The following is a 22,161-nucleotide window of genomic DNA, read 5'->3' as shown; positions in this document are numbered from 1 at the left end:
AATCATTTATTGAAAATGGCTTTAAACAAATCATTCCCGTTCACGTATATCATCAACGCAAGCAATAAAAACATACCTGTGGTTTGAGCATATTCAAGAAATTTATCACTTGGCTTCTTACCCGTAATCATCTCATAAATAAGATACAGAACATATCCCCCATCCAGACCCGGTATAGGCAAGAAGTTCATAAATGCCAGTATGATTGATAAAAATGCAGTCATTTGCCAGAATATCTGCCAATCCCACATTTTTGGGAACAACTTTCCGATAGAACCAAATCCACCTAATTGTTTTGAACCTTCTTTTGTAAACACTAGCTTGAATTGCTTTATATAGCTCTTCAATGTTTCAACACCGAAAGTTATACCAGCAGGTATCGATGCGAGAAAACCGTATTCTGTTCGTTTAGTCTGAATATCAGCAAATTTCTGCTGTACAGAAACTCCGAGTTTACCATCTTCTGTTAATTGAACATTTGAGCTCATTAAGCGACCTTTCCGAACGTAATTGATATCAACATGAGTATTGCGCGACGTTTCCATCTCACTAACTATATCCTGATAAATAGACAATTGCTTTCCATTAATTCCAACAATACTGTCACCTGATTGCAGACCGCCTTTTTGAGCTGGCGAACCTTTTACCACTTCATCAATCACAAAAGGAAATCGAACAGCCACGAAATCAACTTCCTGAGCCTTTAAAACTTTTTGAGAAAAATCAGCAGGTAATTGTAAATCAATCAACTTATCGCCTCTAGAAACTACTATATTCTGCTTTCCATCTACCAGCAATTTTTCTACAACATCGGCACGTTGCTCAACGGGTTCACCATCTACAGTTACAATTTTGTCTCCGTTTTTAAATCCATTGTCAAGCATTATTTGAGAAAACTGTAATCCGTATTTAGCATTCTTAAGTGGTAGATATTCACGTCCCCAAGTAAACAAAACTGCCGAATAAATAACCATTGCCAGCACAAAATTCACTAATACTCCACCTACAATAATGGGTAGACGTTGCCATACAGAACGTGAACGATATTCCCAAGGCTGTGGTTCCGAAGCCATTTGGGTAATGTCCTTGGTTTCGTCCACCATTCCGGCTATTGAGCAGTACCCTCCAAGAGGAAGCCAACCAATACCCCATTCTGTATTATCGGGATATTTACGCCAGTCACCTTCAGGTAATTCAGATTGTGGAATCTGCTCCATCACCGGTTTTCCCTTTGCGTTGAGAACAGGTTCTCCGTAAGCATTTACCTTCGGACGCTCATTAGCCGGAACATTCTTCGCGAAAAACTTGTACGACCATTTGCCATTAATTTTCTTTGCGCGAATCAACGAAAAATTGGGGTTGAAAAACATATAAAACTTTTCAACGCGAACTTTAAACAAACGCGCAAAAGCGAAGTGTCCAAATTCATGTAAAACTACTAAAATCGAGAGACTGAGGATTAGCTGTAAAGCCCTGATTAGAAATGATTCCATAAATTTTTTTATAATTGTTTAGTGCGTCGTTGATTGCAGAATCTTCGACAAATTTCAATTCAATTTTATTAGTATATAATAATTTTTCCTGTATTACTTTTTTACAATTTTTCCATCAAAAAAAGATATTCGTGATGCTTATCAATCGCACTTACCCATTCGTTAGTGGATCGCATATTACTCATCACATTTTTCTTATAATCAATGGCTTTGACATCAATAAGTTTTCCAAACTCAGAAATAATATCCAACAATTGTTGTTTTGTGGCTCTTCCTCCTGAGCTATACGATAACAGTAAATAATGTGTTTTTGTTTCACTTATGAGCTTTCGCAAAGCTTCCATTGCCAAAAAGCCACCCGATTCATTCTTTCTAAACTCTTCAAAAACCGAACCAACCTGATTATCACGCGAATCCTCTCTTCTGGATGCTTTACCAAACAGCTGAGGCTTATCGTGTTGAATTATGGTTGTCCACAAATGATAGTACGCCGCATACCTCACCCGGCTGGGAGGCATTTTTTCGTTATTCGAACCATACGGCGGATCAAAATACACTAAATCATACTCATGATCAGCAACTGTATTAAAAACATCATCCCGAATTACCTTATTTTGTCCACTTAACAAGAATCGGTTAGGCAATTGCATTTTCAAATCGTTATAAGATCGCGCAGACCAATCGGATAAATACGCCACATAATGCCCCATCGTATTGTCCACTTTATCAAGTGCATAAATCAAGCTGGTAAGCAATACGCACTTATCTTCCCACGCCAGATTCATTTTTTCAATTTCCTCTCTTATAGCATCCAGTTTGCGCGTATTCTTTATCTGAAACGGTTTTTTGCTATCGCTTGTTGCTCCACCATAATGCTCGGTAAACCATCCATCGTAACCCTTTATATTATTGAGATAGTCAATACGTTCCTGATAGAAAGCATTTGACTGAGCTGAAACGAGATAACACGTAGCAAACACTTCAGACCAAGCAGAAATATCGTTTGCAGTGGTTGAATACCCTAATTTAGCAAAGGCCTGCGAAACCCGGGTTGATCCACTGAAACCATCCAAAACAGTTTCAACATTATCAAGTTCATCCACCATTTCGAAAATATAGGGCAAAAGTTTAAGCTTAGAACCCGCGTATTTTATACCTTCGGTTTTGGGGATTTCCATATTATACAGACATTACTTAATCAACTCTTTGGTGAGTATTCTCACCAAAGCATCAGTCTTCACATAATCATCGTAAGTTGGTTTAGCAATAAATTCGGCTTTAGCCATTGCATTTTCAATGATATCACTCATCTGTAGAAAACCAATTCTATCTTTTAAAAATTCGGCCACCACAATTTCATTTGCCGCATTAAGAATGCACGGCATATTTCCGCCCTTATCCATAGCATAATAAGCAAATGCCAGATTTCTAAATCTTTCCAAATCCGGTTGCTCAAAAGTAAACTGCGAGCACAAATCAAAATTGAATCGTGGAAAATTCGTTTTCAACCTCTCCGGATAGGTAAATGCATATTGAATCGGCAACTTCATATCCGGCATGCCAAGTTGTGCTTTAATTGAACCATCGGCAAACTGAACCATCGAATGAATAATAGACTGAGGATGAACCACCACCTGAATCTGCTCCGGTGTAACTCCAAATAACCACTTGGCTTCAATGATTTCAAAGCCTTTATTCATCATACTGGCAGAATCTATCGTTATTTTGGCGCCCATATCCCAGTTGGGATGCTTTAAAGCCTGAGCACTGGTTACAGTTTCTAACTCATGAATGGATTTCGTTCTGAATGGACCACCCGAAGCTGTAAGAATTAATTTCTCTACCGGATTATTTCCTTCACCTGCAAGACATTGGAAGATCGCCGAATGTTCGGAATCAACCGGAATAATGGCAGAATTATTCTCCAGAGCCAGTTCACAAATCAATTCACCCGCAACCACAAGCGTTTCCTTATTGGCCAATGCTATTTTCTTACCGGCCTTTATCGCATTAATAGTCGGTTTAAGCCCCGAATAACCAACCATGGCTGTAAGAACTATATCAACCGGCTGCATTTCAGCCACCTGAGCTATAGACTCTATACCTGCAAATACTTTAATGGGCAGATCGGACAATTCTTTTTTAAGCTTCTGATAATGAATTTCATTACCAATAGCCACCATTTCCGGTTGGAATTTTCGCGCCTGCTCAATCAGCAAATCAACATTATTATTGGCTGTAATGGCATAAATTTCGAATAAATCATCATTGTGCGCAAGAACTTCCAATGCCTGAGTCCCAATAGAGCCTGTTGAACCTAATATAGCTATTTGTTTTTTCTGAATTTCTGACATAGTGTACGTATTAAAAGATAATCACCTCTTCGGGATCAACGGGTTTACCAAGCTTCCACAATTCAAAATAAAACTGCTGTCCGGTTTTCTTTCCCGTTGCATCGCCGGTTATGGCAATGCATTCACCCGCTTTTACTTCATCTCCCACTTTTTTCATCAATCTGGTATTGTTTTTATAAATCGACAAGTAATTATTATCGTGCATTACCTGAATAACCCAACCAAAATCGAATGTAAAAGCTGCATATACAACCGTTCCGCCCAACACACTCAATACACTCTCATTAGGCGAAGTAATCAGATAGATTCCATATTGCTTCTCGGACATATTAAACGATGAAGATATAACGCCCCGTGTCGGTCTGAAAAAAACGAAAGAATTCTCTGTCGGTTTAGTATCAATGCTTGCCAGATTGTATTTTTCTTCTTGCTCAAATTTTTCAACAAACTCTTTTTCCTTTTTAGATTTTTGCAACAGGATTTTAGCACGTTCCTTTAGCGCAATGGAATCTAATGATGCAATAGAATCGGGGCTCATTTTACCCGTGATTATCCCCTTTACAATATCCAAATAACCTTCCTGCAATTCGACCTGTTGTACCAACGAATCAGCACGCATTGACTCACGAATAATACTGGATCTGTTACCAGAATCGCCATAACCGGGCAAATAGCGGCTAATGGGGGTGGCAAATATAAGAATGGTAAGAATGATAAACGTCAACACTATAAATGTAGACCCAAACATGAACACGCTGAAACGAGAGAGACGCACATGCCACGATTCTTCAAGCGTATTTTCATTCAGGATAGAAACACGATATTTAAATCGCATTTTCTGAATAAATGGTTTGAGTTTGTTTATTTTCTTTTTCATTAAAAAATCAATTCTGAACAAAAAAAGCTTACAAAAGTAGCGAAATTCAAAACATAAACAAAATATAGCATTAACATTCCTTTAAATCTAATCTGAAATATGAGTTGTTTATACATTATCCACCTATTTTATATTTCTTTATTCCTGATTTTTATTACTTTTGCAACAATAATTAACACGATTAAACATTGATAGAATGACTCGGATAGGCGTACTTTCGGACACGCACGGAATGCTGGATGACAGAATACTGGAACATTTTGCGAACTGTGATGAAGTGTGGCATTGCGGTGATTGGGGATCGTTGGAGGTTGCCAATAAACTTCAAAATTTCAAACCACTGAGAGGCGTTTGGGGAAATATCGACAGTTATGAGATCAGATCAATGTTTCCTCAACACAATCGTTTTATGTGCGAGGATGTAAAGGTCTGGCTAACTCATATTGGCGGATATCCGGGAAAGTATGATGCGCTTGTACGTCCTGCCATTTTCCAACAACCACCCAAACTTTTTGTGTGCGGACATTCTCACATTTTAAAGGTAAAATACGACAAGACACTCGATTTGCTGCACATAAACCCCGGTGCTGCTGGAAAATATGGTTTTCATAAAGTACAAACCCTGATCAGGTTTGAAATAGATGGTGATAAAATACAAAATCTGGAAGTAATAGAACTGAAAGTAAAAGACGTGAAATAAAAAAATCCTCTGCCAGAAATTGACAGAGGATTTTTTATGTATAAGTAATGGAATCTTATTTCACTCCATGCATCATTTTCTTCAAACGCGGAGTAAGTCCCATCAAAACAACAGCAGCTATTCCGGTTAATACCACAAATACCATAAAGAATTCGTACAAATTATGAATTTCAAATCCGGCAAATGTTGGATTGACTGCACTAATATGATTTGCTTCCAAAAGTTTCAGTTGAGAAGCTGTAGGTGTAATTGTTTTATCTAACACAGCCTGAAGATTTATCCCCAACTCTTTTGCTTTCAGAAATTTATCACCCGTAGCCGGTATAATAGACCCTAAAGTTCCTGCTAAAGCATATCCTGCGGCATTCGACAGGAAGAAAACTCCGAAGAGTAATGACGAAAATCTTTTAGGCGATAGTTTTCCTACAAGAGACAAGCCGATTGGCGACAAACAAAGTTCTCCAAAAGTTTGGATTAAGTACAAAAGGATTAACCACTGAATACCTAATAGTCCGCTGTTTCCAAGATTTTTCACATTATTGGCAATAATCAAATAGCTCAAAGCTATTAATCCTAATCCGATAGCCTGTTTTGCAGGAGAGATAGGCTCTTTACCAGCAGCCCTAAGTTTATCCCAAAGAATACTGAACGGAATAGCAAAAGTGAAAACAAATAAACCATTAAAAATCTGAACCATGGAAGGTGGCATATTCCAACCAAAAAAGTTCCTGTCAGTTTGATTATCAGCAATAAAAGTAAGCGAAGATCCGGCTTGCTCAAATGCAGCCCAAAAGAAAATAATAAAGAAGGCCACAATGTATATTACAAATATTCTGTCTCTTTCTATTTTTGTCAACGAGCTGTCGGAAACAATTAATCCTGCCAGCGTAATACCACTTGCGTAAATAACAGGATAAATGATTGTTTTAATGAAGTTGTCGCCACCCAGTAAATATCTAATGGCAAAAAATAATCCGATAAAAGCGAATACAGCTATAACCAAAGATTTTTTAGAAAAATTAGCTTTTTGAGCCTCGCCTTCATCAAAATAAGACGCATCGTTTTTAGATGGCAGACCACCAAGTGGTTTACCCTCGGGAGTAACGATATAACGATTTTTCAGAAAATAGAAAAGAACCGCTCCGATTACCATAGCTGTAGAAGCCGCAAGAAATCCCCATTTGAAGGCATGTATGTCTCTTATTCCTCCTGCATCTTTCACGTCTCCTACCAAAGGACAAATTAACTGACCCAAAAATGCGCCCAGGTTAATTCCCATATAAAAAATGGTAAAAGCTGTATCCAGCTTGCTTTTTTCTTCTTTTGGATACAAACTTCCAACCAAACTGGATATATTAGGTTTGAAAAAACCGTTACCCAAAATAATGGTACCCAGCGCAACCCACATCAGAGTGGTAGCTAAAGATAAGTTAGAGCCAAAAATACTTGCACTCAAAAACAACAGCATCTGACCTGTAGCCATTGTTAGCCCACCAATAATGATACAGTTTCTGTTTCCAAAATAGCGATCAGAAATAAAACCGCCTAACATCGGTGTCAGATAGCATAATCCTAAAAAACCTCCATAGATAATTGAAGCATCCGCTTCTTTCATCATCAATGAGTTAATTAAGAACAGTGTTAATATGGCTCGCATTCCATAGAAATTGAAACGTTCCCACATTTCGGTTCCAAAAAGGAGATAAAGGCCTTTCGGGTGTCCTTGCTTAATTTCGTTTGTTGACATGAACTAATTATTTATATTTTTTTTGTGAGCTACAAAAAAATGAACGCTGAAAAGTCGGCGTTCATCATTTTTGTTACTCAATGTTCGTATTGACGTCGCAAAAGTAATCATTTTGTATGAAAATACAGATTAATGACAACCAAAAATTACATTATTATAAAATATATTTACAGGAATAACATTTCATTCCCTTATCTAATCTTCCTTAGTTGTCTTATTTCGCTTAATTGTCTGATAGATTTCGAAACCAAAAAAGATAACAGCTAAAAGAATCCAACCAGTCCAATTATGAACAGAAAAATCCCATTCGTCTGTTCTATAATACCTTAAAATGATATTTACTGTCTCGGCAAGTATAAATATCACTATAAATTGTAATACACGTTTTAAGTAATTATTCATAACATTCAAATATAAAAGTTAGCGGTGTTTTATTAGTTCTATAGTTACCCTTTCCACTTTTCCTCCCAGCGGTGGATTCAGTTTCGAAAGCTTAATTTCAAGTGTTTTGATCTGTTGGAACCGTTGAAAAACGGCGTCCAGAATTCTTTGTCCAACATGCTCTATCAGTTTCGACGGTGTTTCCATCTGAGCTTTCACCTCATCGTAAACCAACTGATAGTTGAGCGTATGTTCAAGATCATCTGTCAATCCGGGCTGAGTAGTATCCAATTCCATGCTCAAACTGACAATAAAAGTATTGCCCAAACGCTGTTCGAAATCCAGACAGCCGTGAAAGGCATGGAACTCCATGTTCTCCAACGTAATTTTACTCATACATTTTTGGTTTTTTCAGCCATTTCATCATTTGCCGAAATATCACTTAAATAATTTCGCTATCAAACTGTCCGTTACTTAGCAGCGTTCGAATTTTATCTCCCGATTTTATCTGATTGATAGAAGTGACTCGCTTTCCATTCAGCGTGGTGATAGTATATCCGTGTTTCAGCAGAAAAACAGGCGAATGCGTTTCTATGTTTTTGTCTAGCAAAGATAGTTTATTGTTTTGTTTCAGCAATTGCATCCTGACAGATGATTTCAAACGATTTTTCTGACCATCGAGCAAGTGCTTCTTCTTCAACACCCAGCTTCGCAAAGTTTGTTTTATTTGTAATTGAGTCTGGATTATAAATCGTGATTCCGTTTCAATATTATTTCTGACCAGAAATCCGATATCCGACACCACGCTATTTACATAGTCATCAGCAGTATGCATTTTCGAAATCAAGAATTCAGCGACAGCCGTAGGCGTTTTCAGACTGGTATGTGCCACCATATCCAAAATTGACACATCGCGTTGATGGCCGATACCAGCAATAATGGGTAACGGAAACTGGGCACAGTTCAACGCCAGTTCGTACGAATCAAAACAAGCCAAATCGGTAGTGGCACCGCCACCACGGATAATGATTACAGCATCAAACATTTCAAGATTGTCGTAAATTTTTTCAAGCGCAGCTATAATCGTTGCTTCTGCCTGATCGCCTTGCATGACGGCCGGAAACAATTTAATATAAAAAGTAAAATGAGCCGGATTATTCTTCAACTGATCGCAAAAATCGCCATAACCGGCAGCAGTAGCTGACGAAATTATAGCCAACCGCTGAGGTACCTGCGACAAAGGCAATTGCTTATTCATATCCACAATCCCATCACTCTCCAGTTGGCGTATAATCTTCAGTCGTCGAGCCGCCATCTCGCCAATAGTGAATGTAGGATCAATATCCCGCACATTCAGGCTAAACCCATAAACTCCGTGAAATTCAACCGTCACAGCTACCAAAACATTTATACCCGACCTCAGCACCTGCCCTGTACTGCTTTCGAAATAAGGTTTCAGCATACGATACGTTGAGGCCCATATTGTAGTTTTAATTTTTGCAAGCAATGCATCGGATTCACTATCCTTTTCTATCAACTCCAGATAACAATGCCCTCCCGGGTTTTCGCGCAACTCGCTTATTTCAGCCCGTATCCATTGGGGTGTATCAAAATTCAGGCGAATGGTTTGCTGAATCTGAGCAGCTAGTTCAGAAAGGGTTATTGAGGTCATCAAAGTAGTTGTTTTTCAATTATCTGATTAATATTTTCCGTGTTTCGGTTTTGCCATTCCAAGATATGCAAACAGCATATATACCCGTTCTAAATGTAGTTGTATCAATATAAGTGGTAGTAGAGGTTATACCCCGCGCTGCGATAGAACCTCCCATAACATTAAAAACACATACCGAAGCATTGGATATACTTTCATTACCAATATACCGGACACTTAATCTTTTAGATGAAGAATTATATATCAATATAAATTCACTCTTATCGGTTTTCAGAGATTTATCAAAAGTAATCAAATTTTGCTCCGCTTTTTCAAAATCCGGAATTCCATAGCCTTGCTGAGCAGTAGGCGAACTATACAAACCGGCACTTCTAAAGACAGCATTCAGCAGAATATCCATATCCAAATTAGCTTCCAATGATTTGTAGCGTTGCAACAAGCAAGCCATCATTCCGGCCAAGACCGGCGATGCAAAAGAAGTTCCATTGCCATAAATAGGCACACCGGCTGTATTTACAACTGCCGACGAAGTTCCCATAGCACAAACCTCCGGCTTAACCCGACCATCTGAACTGGGTCCGTAAGAAGAAAAAGCACTGGAGATACCTTTGGAAGTAACTGCCCCGACTGTAACAATACCATCGGCATCAGCGGGAGAACCTATATAATGCCAGCTTTGGTTGCCTTCGTTACCGGCACTTGATACAACCAGCATCCCTTTTTTGCTTGCGAGATTGGCCGCACGACTGGCTCGCGAAACTTTTCCATTCATATCTCCATAAGTAAAATTCATTTTTGGATCGTCGAAAGTGGAATACCCAAGCGATGAATTTACCAAATCGACCCCCACGCTATCGGCAAATTCAATTCCCGATGTCCAAAAATCCGTTTCAACTTTATATTCCGTCGGAGCATATTCTGTTCGTATCAACCAATATGAAGCATCGGGTGCAGTTCCAAGAAATTGTCCGGGCACATTAGCAGCCATAGTAGCCAGCACCATAGCCCCGTGCGAATCCTCATTAAAGATATTCGATACTGGATTAATTATGTCTTTAATACCCAGCAACCTATTTTGCAATCGCAAACTATCAAAAAACGGATTTTTATCTACATTAGTAAATCCTGCATCAAGAACGGCAATGTGAATATCCTTTCCCCGATAGCCGGCATTGTGAAGACTATTCCCCTTTAACTGCTCTATTTGAGTTGATGCAATACCATAATCGAAAGCCTGCGCTTCAGATTTAGTCTTTTGTGGAGCCAACGCGGCTCCAACCAGCCGACCCGTATATTCCACAAACCTGACAAAAGGCAACTTTCTTACACTATTCATTAATACTGAATCGGAGACCATGACAGTGACTCCGTTCATCCATTTACTTACGTTATGAATCCGGGCACCAGTCTCAGCAATTTGTTTCAGGTACAACGGACTGACAGGTAAATCGGTAGAATCACACGCTAAACCAAAAGTAGCCCTTCGACTGATAGCCCGCTCGGACAAATATTCTGTTGGCTGTAAAAGCGAATAGGACGAATGGCTTTTATCCGAAAGCTGAACATAGAAATAATAGCTGGTCTGTGCATAAGAGCTGGACAAGCAAACCAACAACGTCAAGACTAAAACAGCTATATATTTCACCGAAAACACTGAATTATTCATGCATTCAATAATTAATTAGTACAAAAATACGACTTTTTATTTTAGTGCCCGTTATTCAACAAATATTTAAAAAATATTAAAAGATTGCTGTGAGAGAATAATTATTACGAAACATTCGTAGATTTGCGAAGTCTTCGTAATAACCAATCTAAGTTTAGCTTATAAAAAATCAAAAACAATCCATTATGCGAAAAATTCCGACTTTAGTTTTATTCGTTTTAATTGTTGCAAGTATAACAGCTCAAAATAGTTTTGAGAAAACCGCGCTCTCTCAGGCTAAAGAAATGGCAAATTATTCCAATAGTCATGATTTCAAGAAGTATGTTGATTACCTTTTACCATTTAATTATGGAAATAACTCAAATAACAAGGAAAAGTTGTCCGAGATGTTTAAACGCAGCAGCGAAAGTGATACAGCCACAATCAGAGTTGTGAAAACGGTAAAATCAATAATAAACAAAGATCAATATCAGATTCTGATATTATGTAGAGAGCGAAATCGTGATCATTACATATTTGGAATATCAAACGATAAAGGCAAAAATTGGCTTTTTACCCAGCCTCAGCAAACTAAGATGAACTTTAATGCTTTGCAAGAAATGATACCTACTATAAGCACATCATTTTCTCCTCTAGTTGATCCTAAATTTGGCAAAAGGATAAATTATATAAAGGGAGAAAAAATTGCTCCATTTAAATTTACGGACATTAACGGTAAAATTTTATCTTCAGACTCACTGAAAGGTAAAGTGATTGTGCTCAATTTCTGGAGTATGTCTTGCGGACCATGTATAAAGGAAATACCTGATTTAAATGAATTGGTAGCAAAGATGAAAAGTAAAGAAGTTGTTTTTATTGCACCTGCTGTTTATACTTCGAAAGATGATATTGTCAAGTATCTTTTACCTAAGCATCCTTTTAGTTATCAGATAGTATGTATTGAAAATGACGATGATTATAATGTCAATTCATTCCCTACTCATGTGATAATTGACCAAAATATGAATATCGTCTATAAATATGATGCTTATAGTAAGGAAAATACAAAGAAAATGGAAGAAATATTAATGGGTTTATTGAAATAAAAATGTAAAAAATAATATATGGAAAAGCTAACTAACCAAGAAGAAGAAATGATGCTGATAATATTTCAGCAAGGCAAAGGTTTTATTAAAGACTTTATCCAGAAAATGGATGAGCCTACGCCGCCTTACACCACCGTTGCCTCTATTGTAAAAAACCTTGAACGCAAAGGTTATTTGAAAAGCACGCGTTACGGAAATACCTACGAGTATAGTCCGGTGATGGAAGAAAGCGAGTACAAATCAAAATTCATGTCGGGGGTAGTGCAAAACTACTTCGAGAATTCGTACAAGGAAATGGTCAGTTTCTTTGTTGAGAAGCAAAAAATATCCGCAGAAGAATTACAAGAAATCATTAAACTCATCGAAAAGAAATGAACGACGCACTCATGTATTTTCTAAAGGTAAACGTTGCGATAGCACTGTTTTACCTGTTTTTCCGATTGGCATTTTACAACGATACTTTTTGGAAAACACGACGATTTTATCTTATTTTCAGCATCCTGTTGTCAGTAGTCTACCCGTTTATTTCATTTACCGGATGGCTTGAGAAGCAAGAACCCATGCAGACGATTGTACTAGACTATGTACAATTACAAGAAGTTGCCTTAACACCGCAACCAACATCAATTCTGACCGTTGAAAATATTTTACTGGCTGTGTATGCATTAGTTTCGGCTGTTTTGTTGGTAAAAATGCTGGTGCAGTTGATTTCTATTCTTCGCTGGAAATGGAAAGGTGACAAACAACTACTTCAAGGGATTGAAATAATATCCGTGAAGGAAAACATCACTCCATTTTCCTTTTTCAACATGATTTTCATAAATCCAACCTTGCACAACGAACATGATACCAAGCAGATACTTACTCACGAACTGACACATGCACGACAAATGCATAGTGTAGACGTTATGGTTAGTGAATTAACAACAATTGTTTGCTGGATAAATCCGGCAGCATGGTTGCTTAAACGTGAGATCCGACATAATCTGGAATTTCTGGCCGATAGTAAAGTCGTTGAATCTGGCTTTGATTCTAAAGATTATCAATATCATTTATTGGAATTATCCTATCAAACTCCCGAGATAAAACTCGGAAATAAATTTAATGTAGCTCCCCTTAAAAAACGTATTACCATGATGAATCAACAAAAAACTAACAAAGCGGGCATATTGAAATACTCGCTTATCGTTCCACTGGCATTGGCTTTAATTCTTTCAAGCAATGCACAATCCATCGTTAATTCCACTAAAAAAGCATTGTCTGCTGCTAAGAGCGTAGTTGTGAATAACAAGAAAGAAACTCAAAAACCAGTTACAGTAATCACTCCAAACGAACAACCGGTTAAACAAGAGCTTACTGCAGCAATTCAGAATACAAACCCAACAACCCAACAGTCCGATGATAAGAAGATTTACACTGTTGTTGAAAGTATGCCTCAGTTTCCCGGTGGAGAAAAAGCTTTATTAAAATATATCAGTCAGCATGTACAATATCCTGCTGATGCTCATAAAAATGGAGTTCAAGGAAGTGTTGTTGTTCGATTTACAGTTAATGAGTCAGGGAAGGTAGAAAATGCTGTAATTGTGAGAGGACTTTACCCCAGCATTGATGCCGAAGGATTAAAAGTAGTGAGTTCTTTACCCGACTTTATTCCGGGTGAACAAAATGGGAAAAAAGTGGCTGTTTATTATTCTCTTCCTCTTCAGTTTGCTATAGATGGTGGTATTCCATCGATAGCCGGTACATTGAATGGTGCTGCTTTTAAAAGCAGTGTAGTAACATCTCAAACTATAAAATATGATGGAGAAGCTCCTTTGTTTGTTGTTGACGGCAAGGAAGTAACCGAATCGGATTTTAAAGCGATTAAGCCTGAAAATATCCAATCGATAAATACGCTAAAAAAAGAAGAAGCTATAAAAGTGTACGGCGATAAAGGTAAAAATAGTGTGGTTTTAATTACAATGAAGAAATAAACCCGGTACATGCCGTGTTGATACCGCTTTAAGTGGTTTGCCGGATTTGAAACAACATTTTGTCCTTATCACAACACCTGAAGTATTTACAATTTAATTCAAAGGATAATGAACGACGCACTCATGTATTTTCTTAAGGTAAACGTTGCGATAGCACTGTTTTACCTGTTTTTCCGATTGGCATTTTATAATGACACCTTCTGGAAAACACGACGGTTTTATCTTATTTTCAGCATCTTGTTATCATTGGTTTATCCTTTCATTTCATTGACCGATTGGCTGGAAAAACAAGAACCAATGCAGGCCATAGTAGTAAGTTACGCGCAACTACAGGAAATGACAATCACTCCGCAACCTGTTTCGAGATTAACCGCGGAAAATGTTTTGTTGTCCATCTATGCGTTGGTATCTGCTGTTCTGCTTGTAAAAATGCTGGTACAGTTGGGCTCCATTCTTAAGTGGAAATGGAAAGGAGAAAAACAAGAACTTCAGGGAGTTGAGATAATATCGGTAAAGGAATCAATCACTCCATTCTCGTTTTTCAATATGATTTTTATAAACCCGGCTTTGCACAACGAGCATGACACCACGCAGATACTGACCCACGAGCTGACTCACGCCCGACAAATGCACAGCATAGATGTGCTTGTGAGCGAACTAATAACAATTGCTTGTTGGGTGAATCCGGCAGCCTGGCTGCTGAAGCGCGAAATTCGCCAGAATCTGGAATTTTTGGCCGATAATTCGGTGTTGGAATCCGGCTTCGACAGCAAAAAGTATCAATATCATTTATTAGAATTATCGTATCAAACACCCGACGTAAAACTCGGAAATAAATTTAATGTATCACCCCTTAAAAAACGTATTATGATGATGAATCAACAAAAAACCAGCAAAGCGGGCATTCTGAAATACTCGCTTATCGTTCCACTGGCATTGGCTTTAATCCTATCGAGCAATGCACAAACTATCGTAAATTCGGCAAAAAAAGCTGTCACCGCAACAAAAAATGCAGTTACAGGCACTAAAAGTATAGTAGCCGATGAAACAAATGTAGTAGCAGACACCAAAAATGAAAGTCAGGGACCATTACTAGCCTTAGTTCAAGATGTAAAGCAAACTGACAACTCTAAAGTTTATACTGTGGTTCAAAAAATGCCCCAATTCCCGGGCGGAGATGTAGCATTAAGTAAATTTGTCAGCAAGAATATAAAATATCCAAAAACATCTTTCTCTAATGGAGTCCATGGAAAAGTTATACTTCGGTTTGTTGTTTCGGAAACCGGTAAGGTTAGAGACGCAGAAGTTGTTCGTTCGCTTGATGCTGACTGTGACAAGGAAGCACTCAGAGTTGTAAGCGCATTGCCTGACTTTACACCCGCTGAACAAAATCATAAAAAGGTAGCAGTGTGGTATACCCTACCTATAACATTTAAAATTGATAACGAAGCAGCGGACAACAGCAGAGTGTACACCGTAGTAGAAAAGATGCCTCAGTTTCCCGGCGGAGATGAAGAATTACTAAAATACATTTCCAACAACCTAAACTATCCTGCCGAAGCAATTAAAACCGGTACCCAAGGGAAAGTTATTGTTCAATTCATTGTAAGTGAAACAGGGAAAGTTAGTAATGCGAAAATAGTGAGGACTGTTCCCGTAAACAATAAGAAGTTGGATGAAGTAGTTGTAGTTGGATATGGTAACTCAGCTAATGTAAAACCACAAACTCCGGAGACTAACATGACTTTGTTAGCTCAAGAAGCAGCCAGAGTAGTAAGCACCTTACCTGATTTTATTCCCGGCGAACAGAACAGCAAGAAAGTTGCCGTGTATTACACCATGCCAATTACATTTAAGTTGAATTAAGTTGAAAAAAATCAGTTTAATATTTGTGATTAAGTAAGTAGTAAAGTCTCTCAGTGCAGTCAAAATCTGTGCTGAGAGACTTTTGTAAAAAATCAATTCTTTTGAATTAAAAACAGCAATACCAGTTTATGAAAAAACTTCTTACAGCCATTTTACTCTGTTCTGTGTTGGTGCTTCAAGCTCAAAGCAATGCTATACAAAACGCCTTGAAAGTTCATGATTACGAACAGGCCATCAAGTTGATTTCGAAAGAAAAGAAATCGCCCGAAATGGATTTACTGAAGGCTAAATGTTTTAAAAACATTGCACGCTACGATGATGCTATTGCTCTGCTCGAAGAGATTGTAAAGAACGAGCATGAGAATAATATTGCTTCCATAAACGAACTGGCCGATTGCTACCAACAAGTGGGTAATTTCCGGAAAGCAAAGTTATATTATTACATGGCATTGCAGCAAACACCTGATAGCCGATATGCACAACTGAACTACCTCAACATTACGTACAAACTAAAAGAACTGAATCAAACCATAAAGTTGGCTCATTCCATTTTCCAAAAAGATACTGTGCCGGTATTGTTGCCGGTGCTTGGCGACTGTTTTACTCAGCTGGGGAAAACCGATTCTGCTATCTACTATTACCGCAAAGCAATGTTTCATAATCCGGCTGATTATAACAGCCTGAGCAAATTATCAAAACTATACATTCAGACAGAAAAATTTGATGATTTGGTAAGCTCAACGGACCGATTTATTCTTTCCGACTCGTCGAATCAGGTTATAAATCAATACAACGGAATAGGACTTTGCATGAGTAAAAAACACGAGAAAGCCATTTATCGTTTAAAAAGTCTCACCCAGCAAGGCGACAGCTCATTTCTGACAAATTACTATTTGGGTGCCTCGTATTACGCTGTGGAGGATTATATCGAGGCATATAATTATTTAAGCAGTGCTTATAAGAGTGATTCGAGCAACATACGCCTGCATTACTACCTGGGTGAATCGGCTATTATGAGCGGGCATCGGCTCAGAGGAATTCAGATATTGACCGAAGGGCTGAACTTGCTTATACCAAAAGACGCTGAACTTTTCAATTATTACTACTGTATTTCGAAAGGATACAGCAGTATGAACAGACCGCTTGACGAAATAAAATACTTAAAACTAAGCTATGATCATAAACCGGACAATAAGCTCATATATAACATTGCGGCCATTTACGATTATCAGATTAAGGATCCTGAAGAAGCCCTGAATTATTACAATCGGTTTATGGCTACCCAGCCGAAGACAAAAACCACTCCGGCTATTACAAACGGAACACTTAATCTTACATACTATGGTGCTGTGGAAAACAGAATAAAAGATCTGAAAGAAATCATCGAGACAAAGAAAAACAAACATTAGTTATAAGAACTGAATTTATGATAAGCAGGACTGAATCCACTTCAATCCTGCTTATCTTATTATGGTTAAACTAAAAATTATTTATACATTTGCCTCCGGTTTTGGAATATGACCTTCCGTGCCACAAACACACAGACTCAAATACATAAAAAAATCAGTATGTTTCAATCACAAAAAACTCACTCTGCATTTATTAAAGTTAGCTTCATTCTATTCTTTACTGTAGCTTTTGCCAGCTACACTAAAGCATATACAGCTCAGAACCTGCAACCTGCAAAAGATTCTGTCTACACCTTTGCCGAAAAAATGCCCGAATTTCCCGGTGGAGAAAAAGGACTTGTCACTTTTCTGAATCAGCATATCGTTTATCCGACCGAAGCGCTCAAAAAAAATGAACATGGCAAAGTACACATTCAATTTGTGGTAAGCAAAACAGGTAAGGTAGAAAATCCGAAAGTGATAAAAGGCGTATCGACCGACCTGGACAATGAAGCGCTGCGGGTTATTTCATCATTACCCGAATGGACTCCGGGAGAACAAAACGGACAAAAAGTAGCTGTTCAACGCATTATTCCCATCAACTTTCAGGCACCGGCGAATGAACCTGTCGGTTGGCAGCCTACTGAGAAATCCTTATTCTTGATTGACGATGTCAAAATGCCTATCGGCTTTAATCCTGTTATACTGAACCCCGAAAAACTGGCATCAGTAAAGCTCCTCAGTCCGGTTCCGGAAGAAGAAAAGTCAAAACTTATATCGAAATACGGAAAAGATGCGGCTGAAGGTGTGGTGTTGATCACCACCAAAAAGTCAGAAATAGAATTTGCGATAGCAGATACAGCAAGCCTGAGAAAAAATCCCAACTGTAAAGAAACAATCACTTTCCCTCTGTTTCCGGGAGGCGAAACCAAACTGCTGAGCTACATTGCCGACAGCATTCAATACCCTTTTGCTGCCAAACAATTAAAAACTCAGGGAAAAGTCTTTGTGCGGATTACGGTAGATAAAACCGGCAAAGTAACCAACCCGATTTTGGCAAGGCGCTCCGACTATTTCCTTGAAAAGGAAGCTCTCCGCGTAGTCAGCACATTGCCCGATTGGACTCCGGGAACGCTCTGTGGAGAAAAGACGGACACTTACGTTCTTGTGCCCGTGGCATTCAAACTCGATGAGCCAAAGCAGAAAAAAGAATGGGTTAAGAATGACAAAACTATCATTCTGCAGGATGGAATCAGACTTCCATCGAGTTTTGATCTTTCGTGGCTAAGTTATACCAACCTTACCATGTATAAAACCTTAGAACCAACTACAAAAGAAGTTATCAAACAACTAAAAAAAGAATATGGCAAGGATGCTGAAAACGGTGTGATATTAATCGGAACACGGATAGAAGAAGAAAAAACAGCTAAATAAGCCATTGCTCACACACAATATTGCGTTGCATATACGAGAGGCACTTCCGCTAAGGGTGAAAGTGCCTCTCGTATGTTATCGGCAATTTCTCCACGCGAAGAAATTGCGGTTCATACATTATTGGCAATTTCGCTCAAAGGAGAAATTGCGAACCAGCTATTAACCGCAATATTATCGTTGAGAAATATTGCGAACAAACAATCATTGGCAATTTCGCAGCACAGCGAAATTGCGTATAAACTATTAACAGCAATAATCAGAAAGAAAAATGGGTAATCAAACCTATTTTCTTTCCTTCGGAAGTTTGGTGAGAGTATGAGTTGAATCTTGTACTCCACTTTTGTATGGAAACTTATTCGTATTTTTGTTATCTCAATAAAAGTGGAGGTCTACAGTGGGAGTGCGACTTCAAGTTGCGCCCCTACTAACCAAAAAAAACTATGCAACAATACCTGGACATACTGAAACAATACTGGGGCTACGATGACTTCAGACCTTTGCAGGGCGATATTATCCGCAGCATTGTGTCCGGTAAAGATACGCTTGGACTTATGCCCACCGGTGGTGGTAAGTCATTGACTTTTCAGGTGCCCACGCTGGCCATGAAAGGTATCTGCGTGGTAGTAACTCCGCTTATTGCCCTTATGAAAGATCAGGTGGAAAATCTGAAGAAACGTGGAATCACGGCCGCCGCCATATATTCCGGCATGTCGCACAACGACATATTGATGACACTCGACAATGCCGTATTTGAGGCTTATAAGTTCCTGTATGTTTCGCCCGAACGGTTGGCTACTCCAATTTTCATGGAAAAAATAAAGCAAGCCACCGTATGCATGATAGCCGTAGATGAATCTCATTGTATCTCGCAGTGGGGATATGATTTTCGTCCCTCCTACCTCCGCATTGCCGACATTAGGGAACTGCTGCCCGATGTCCCGGTGCTGGCGCTAACCGCCACTGCCACCCCTGAAGTGGTGGACGACATTCAGCGTCAGTTGCATTTTCGCGAACCCAATGTGTTCCAAAAAAGCTTCCATCGGTCTAATCTGGCTTATGTGGTGCGCACTACCGAAAACAAAGATGAACATCTGCTAAAGATACTCAACAGCGTGCCCGGCACTTCGGTAGTCTATGTACGCAACAGAAAAAGGACCAAAGAAATTTCCGATTTTCTGAACCTGAATGGAATTTCAGCAGAGAACTTTCATGCCGGACTGAAAAACGAAACGAAAGACGCCAAACAATCCCGTTGGAAATCCGGCGAAACGCGGGTTATCGTTTCTACCAACGCTTTCGGTATGGGAATAGACAAGGCCGAAGTGCGTACCGTGGTGCATATGGATTTACCCGATTCGCTCGAAGCATACTTTCAGGAAGCCGGACGTGCCGGACGCGACGAGAAAAAAGCCTATGCCGTGTTGCTCTACAACAATGGCGATGCCGTAAAAATGCGCAAACGTGTATCGGACAGCTTCCCCGGCAAAGAGATGGTGCTTAAAGTATATGAAGCCTTGGGCAATTACCTTGAAATGGGCGTAGGTTCGGGGTTGGACAGAGTTTTCGCATTCGACATAGGCGATTTCTGTACGAAATTTAAACTGCCGATACTGATTACCTATAATTGCCTGAAAATTCTTCAACAGGCAGGCTATCTGGAACTCACCGACGAACAAGACAGTTCGGCGAGGGTTCTTTTTATCGTGGGAAAAGACGATTTATACAACCAGAAACAAACTCCCGAGCAAGAAAAACTGATACATATTCTGTTGCGCTCCTACACCGGCTTGTTTACCGATATGGCCTCCATCAACGAAGAAACCATTGCCAAACGACTGGAATGGACACGCGAAAAAGTGTATGAGGAACTGGTGGGATTGGCCAAAGAACGTGTCATCCAATTCATCCCCCGCAAAAAAACGCCTTACCTTACCTTCGTAAGAGAACGCGAAGCCACCGAACGTGTGATTCTGGGCAAAGAAGCCTATGATGACCGACGTGAACGATACATCGCGCGGGTAAAAAGTGTGTTGGACTATGCCAAAGAAGAAAATATTTGTCGCAGTCAGGTGCTCCTCTCCTATTTTGGCGAAAAAGAAACAAAACCCTGCGGTAAATGCGACATCTGTCAAAAGAAAAAAGAAACGCTGATTACCGAAGAAGATTTTGAAACTATCCGACAGCATATCGAACAGGCATTATCCGCAGAAGAATTAAGTGTCAATGTGTTGCTAAAGAAAGTCCCGTTCAAAGAGTTGAAAGTGCTACAAGTAATCCGTTTCCTGAAAGACAACGGACAACTGAAAGAAAATGAATTGATGAAATTGAGCCTGGTAAAATAAAACTTACGCTCCTTACGACATTCTTCCTTTGTAATCTTCGTATCCGAATTCGCGCACCAGCTTAAACTCATTTCCCTTTGTCCAGATACCGATAGAAGGATGCGAAACCCCATTAAACATGGTGGTTTTTACCATCGTATAGTGAATCATGTCTTCGAAAATGATTCGGTCGCCAATTTTCAACTCATGGTCGAACGACCAATCGCCATAGAAGTCACCCGACAAGCAACTGTTTCCACCCATTCGATAGGTCGGTTTGCCCGGAATAGCATCCGTCGCTCCAACAATAGCCGGTTTATACGGCATTTCGAGGCAATCGGGCATGTGGCACGCAAAAGACACATCGAGCATAGCTGTCTTGATACCTTTATTTTCGACAATGTCCACCACGCTCGAAACCAACACACCGGTTCGCCAGGCAAAGGCACTTCCGGGCTCCAGGATGAGTTGCAAATGCGGATATTTTGCCTTGAAAGCTTGCAACAACGAGATCAAGTGCTCGACATCGTAACCTTCTTTGGTCATCAGGTGTCCGCCACCCATGTTCAGCCAGTTGATTTGCGGGAAAAATTTGCCAAACTTTTCTTCCACCACTGCCAATGTTCTTTCCATGTCAAACGAAGTTGATTCGCACAAGGTATGAAAGTGCAGTCCCTCTACTCCTTCAGGAAGTTTATCACCCAGCAAATCGGCTACCACACCCAGTCGCGAACCCGGTGCACAGGGATTGTACAAGTCCGTCTCCACATCCGAGAATTCAGGGTTAATGCGCAATCCGCACGATATATTTTCGAACTGAGTTTGCGGGTAAAAACGCTCAAATTGCTGCAAGGAATTGAACGTGATATGACTACTGCAACGCATGATTTCCGGAAACTCTCTGTCAGTATACGCCGGTCCGTAAGTATGCGCCTTGCTGCCCATTTCCTCGTAAGCTAAGCGTGCTTCAGCCAACGAACTGGCCGTGGAATACGGAATATATTCGCGTACGATAGGGAAAGTACTCCACATGGCAAAAGCCTTGAATGCGAGAATTATTTCCACACCGGCTCGTTCTTTTACCGATTTTATTAATGCCAGATTGTTGCGAAAAGTTGCTTCGTCGAGGACGTAGCATGGGGAAGGTATATTTTGGTAATTCATAATTGACAATGCATAATTTATAATGGTTGCAAAGATAATG

18 protein-coding genes are annotated in these 22,161 nt (G+C 39.4%); 9 read left to right on the top strand and 9 right to left on the bottom strand.

The window, feature by feature from the left end; translation table 11 throughout:
• Positions 1-2 precede the first annotated feature (2 nt).
• The 4 genes from rseP to PALPR_RS14125 form a co-directional block, all read right to left on the bottom strand.
• Entirely contained in the window at positions 3-1,493 is a 1,491-nt protein-coding gene (gene rseP, locus PALPR_RS14140; protein ID WP_013446339.1) for an RIP metalloprotease RseP, read from the bottom strand.
• 101 nt (positions 1,494-1,594) lie between these two features.
• Positions 1,595-2,671, bottom strand: coding sequence for a DNA adenine methylase (locus PALPR_RS14135; protein ID WP_013446338.1), 1,077 nt, complete (start codon positions 2,669-2,671; stop codon positions 1,595-1,597).
• Between the two features lie 12 nt (positions 2,672-2,683).
• On the bottom strand, positions 2,684-3,847 hold the full coding sequence (locus PALPR_RS14130; protein WP_013446337.1) for a 1-deoxy-D-xylulose-5-phosphate reductoisomerase: 1,164 nt from the start codon (positions 3,845-3,847) through the stop codon (positions 2,684-2,686).
• 10 nt (positions 3,848-3,857) lie between these two features.
• Complete coding sequence (locus PALPR_RS14125; protein ID WP_013446336.1) at positions 3,858-4,724, bottom strand: murein hydrolase activator EnvC family protein; 867 nt, start codon at positions 4,722-4,724, stop codon at positions 3,858-3,860.
• Between the two features lie 196 nt (positions 4,725-4,920).
• On the opposite strand from PALPR_RS14125, the gene PALPR_RS14120 reads away from it, so the two are divergent.
• Positions 4,921-5,424 carry a metallophosphoesterase family protein gene (locus tag PALPR_RS14120; RefSeq protein ID WP_013446334.1) on the top strand — a complete coding sequence of 168 codons (504 nt, stop codon included), beginning with the start codon at positions 4,921-4,923 and terminating at the stop codon, positions 5,422-5,424.
• A 55-nt stretch (positions 5,425-5,479) separates the two neighbouring features.
• On the opposite strand, the gene PALPR_RS14115 is transcribed toward PALPR_RS14120, so the two are convergent.
• The 4 genes from PALPR_RS14115 to PALPR_RS14095 form a co-directional block, all read right to left on the bottom strand.
• The gene (locus PALPR_RS14115; RefSeq protein WP_013446333.1) at positions 5,480-7,171 is read right to left on the bottom strand and encodes a peptide MFS transporter; all 1,692 of its coding nucleotides are present in this window, start codon (positions 7,169-7,171) and stop codon (positions 5,480-5,482) included.
• Positions 7,172-7,591: 420 nt separating this feature from the next.
• A complete protein-coding gene (gene folB / locus PALPR_RS14105) occupies positions 7,592-7,948 on the bottom strand; it encodes a dihydroneopterin aldolase (protein WP_013446331.1) in 357 nt (118 codons plus the stop codon).
• 46 nt (positions 7,949-7,994) lie between these two features.
• Positions 7,995-9,224 (bottom strand): exodeoxyribonuclease VII large subunit, encoded by a 1,230-nt coding sequence (gene xseA, locus PALPR_RS14100; RefSeq protein WP_013446330.1) that lies wholly within the window; start codon positions 9,222-9,224, stop codon positions 7,995-7,997.
• A 19-nt stretch (positions 9,225-9,243) separates the two neighbouring features.
• Positions 9,244-10,890: a S8 family serine peptidase gene (locus PALPR_RS14095; RefSeq protein WP_013446329.1), complete on the bottom strand. Its 1,647-nt coding sequence runs from the start codon at positions 10,888-10,890 to the stop codon at positions 9,244-9,246.
• 185 nt (positions 10,891-11,075) lie between these two features.
• Here PALPR_RS14095 and PALPR_RS14090 point away from each other — a divergent pair, with 185 nt between their 5' ends.
• From PALPR_RS14090 to PALPR_RS14055, 8 genes are all read left to right on the top strand, one after another.
• Positions 11,076-11,975, top strand: a complete 900-nt coding sequence (locus tag PALPR_RS14090; protein WP_013446328.1) for a TlpA family protein disulfide reductase — start codon at positions 11,076-11,078, stop codon at positions 11,973-11,975.
• A gap of 18 nt (positions 11,976-11,993) precedes the next feature.
• The gene (locus PALPR_RS14085; RefSeq protein ID WP_013446327.1) at positions 11,994-12,350 is read left to right on the top strand and encodes a BlaI/MecI/CopY family transcriptional regulator; all 357 of its coding nucleotides are present in this window, start codon (positions 11,994-11,996) and stop codon (positions 12,348-12,350) included.
• On the top strand, positions 12,347-13,948 hold the full coding sequence (locus tag PALPR_RS14080) for a M56 family metallopeptidase (RefSeq protein WP_013446326.1): 1,602 nt from the start codon (positions 12,347-12,349) through the stop codon (positions 13,946-13,948). The genes PALPR_RS14085 and PALPR_RS14080 overlap by 4 nt, the downstream gene beginning before the upstream one ends.
• A gap of 108 nt (positions 13,949-14,056) precedes the next feature.
• Complete coding sequence (locus PALPR_RS14075) at positions 14,057-15,814, top strand: M56 family metallopeptidase (RefSeq protein WP_013446325.1); 1,758 nt, start codon at positions 14,057-14,059, stop codon at positions 15,812-15,814.
• 128 nt (positions 15,815-15,942) lie between these two features.
• Positions 15,943-17,223 (top strand): tetratricopeptide repeat protein, encoded by a 1,281-nt coding sequence (locus PALPR_RS14070; RefSeq protein ID WP_013446324.1) that lies wholly within the window; start codon positions 15,943-15,945, stop codon positions 17,221-17,223.
• A 159-nt stretch (positions 17,224-17,382) separates the two neighbouring features.
• On the top strand, positions 17,383-18,636 hold the full coding sequence (locus PALPR_RS15575; RefSeq protein ID WP_013446323.1) for an energy transducer TonB: 1,254 nt from the start codon (positions 17,383-17,385) through the stop codon (positions 18,634-18,636).
• Positions 18,637-18,708: 72 nt separating this feature from the next.
• A complete protein-coding gene (locus tag PALPR_RS14060; RefSeq protein WP_041620445.1) occupies positions 18,709-18,912 on the top strand; it encodes a hypothetical protein in 204 nt (67 codons plus the stop codon).
• A 164-nt stretch (positions 18,913-19,076) separates the two neighbouring features.
• Entirely contained in the window at positions 19,077-20,978 is a 1,902-nt protein-coding gene (locus PALPR_RS14055; RefSeq protein ID WP_013446322.1) for a RecQ family ATP-dependent DNA helicase, read from the top strand.
• 12 nt (positions 20,979-20,990) lie between these two features.
• Here the strand turns inward: PALPR_RS14055 and nspC are convergent, their stop codons facing one another.
• Complete coding sequence (gene nspC, locus PALPR_RS14050; protein WP_013446321.1) at positions 20,991-22,121, bottom strand: carboxynorspermidine decarboxylase; 1,131 nt, start codon at positions 22,119-22,121, stop codon at positions 20,991-20,993.
• Positions 22,122-22,161: the final 40 nt, after the last annotated feature.

The sequence above is a fragment of the Paludibacter propionicigenes WB4 genome (assembly GCF_000183135.1).
Taxonomy (GTDB): Bacteria; Bacteroidota; Bacteroidia; order Bacteroidales; family Paludibacteraceae; genus Paludibacter; species Paludibacter propionicigenes.
This window is presented reverse-complemented; position numbering and strand designations above follow the sequence as displayed.

What these genes read in the sequence shown, in the direction of transcription:
- rseP (WP_013446339.1), bottom strand. Translation starts at nt 1,493, where the DNA reads ATGGAATCATTTCTAATCAGGGCTTTACAGCTAATCCTCAGTCTCTCG.
- PALPR_RS14135 (WP_013446338.1), bottom strand. Translation starts at nt 2,671, where the DNA reads ATGGAAATCCCCAAAACCGAAGGTATAAAATACGCGGGTTCTAAGCTT.
- PALPR_RS14130 (WP_013446337.1), bottom strand. Translation starts at nt 3,847, where the DNA reads ATGTCAGAAATTCAGAAAAAACAAATAGCTATATTAGGTTCAACAGGC.
- PALPR_RS14125 (WP_013446336.1), bottom strand. Translation starts at nt 4,724, where the DNA reads ATGAAAAAGAAAATAAACAAACTCAAACCATTTATTCAGAAAATGCGA.
- PALPR_RS14120 (WP_013446334.1), top strand. Translation starts at nt 4,921, where the DNA reads ATGACTCGGATAGGCGTACTTTCGGACACGCACGGAATGCTGGATGAC.
- PALPR_RS14115 (WP_013446333.1), bottom strand. Translation starts at nt 7,171, where the DNA reads ATGTCAACAAACGAAATTAAGCAAGGACACCCGAAAGGCCTTTATCTC.
- folB (WP_013446331.1), bottom strand. Translation starts at nt 7,948, where the DNA reads ATGAGTAAAATTACGTTGGAGAACATGGAGTTCCATGCCTTTCACGGC.
- xseA (WP_013446330.1), bottom strand. Translation starts at nt 9,224, where the DNA reads ATGACCTCAATAACCCTTTCTGAACTAGCTGCTCAGATTCAGCAAACC.
- PALPR_RS14095 (WP_013446329.1), bottom strand. Translation starts at nt 10,890, where the DNA reads ATGAATAATTCAGTGTTTTCGGTGAAATATATAGCTGTTTTAGTCTTG.
- PALPR_RS14090 (WP_013446328.1), top strand. Translation starts at nt 11,076, where the DNA reads ATGCGAAAAATTCCGACTTTAGTTTTATTCGTTTTAATTGTTGCAAGT.
- PALPR_RS14085 (WP_013446327.1), top strand. Translation starts at nt 11,994, where the DNA reads ATGGAAAAGCTAACTAACCAAGAAGAAGAAATGATGCTGATAATATTT.
- PALPR_RS14080 (WP_013446326.1), top strand. Translation starts at nt 12,347, where the DNA reads ATGAACGACGCACTCATGTATTTTCTAAAGGTAAACGTTGCGATAGCA.
- PALPR_RS14075 (WP_013446325.1), top strand. Translation starts at nt 14,057, where the DNA reads ATGAACGACGCACTCATGTATTTTCTTAAGGTAAACGTTGCGATAGCA.
- PALPR_RS14070 (WP_013446324.1), top strand. Translation starts at nt 15,943, where the DNA reads ATGAAAAAACTTCTTACAGCCATTTTACTCTGTTCTGTGTTGGTGCTT.
- PALPR_RS15575 (WP_013446323.1), top strand. Translation starts at nt 17,383, where the DNA reads ATGTTTCAATCACAAAAAACTCACTCTGCATTTATTAAAGTTAGCTTC.
- PALPR_RS14060 (WP_041620445.1), top strand. Translation starts at nt 18,709, where the DNA reads ATGTTATCGGCAATTTCTCCACGCGAAGAAATTGCGGTTCATACATTA.
- PALPR_RS14055 (WP_013446322.1), top strand. Translation starts at nt 19,077, where the DNA reads ATGCAACAATACCTGGACATACTGAAACAATACTGGGGCTACGATGAC.
- nspC (WP_013446321.1), bottom strand. Translation starts at nt 22,121, where the DNA reads ATGAATTACCAAAATATACCTTCCCCATGCTACGTCCTCGACGAAGCA.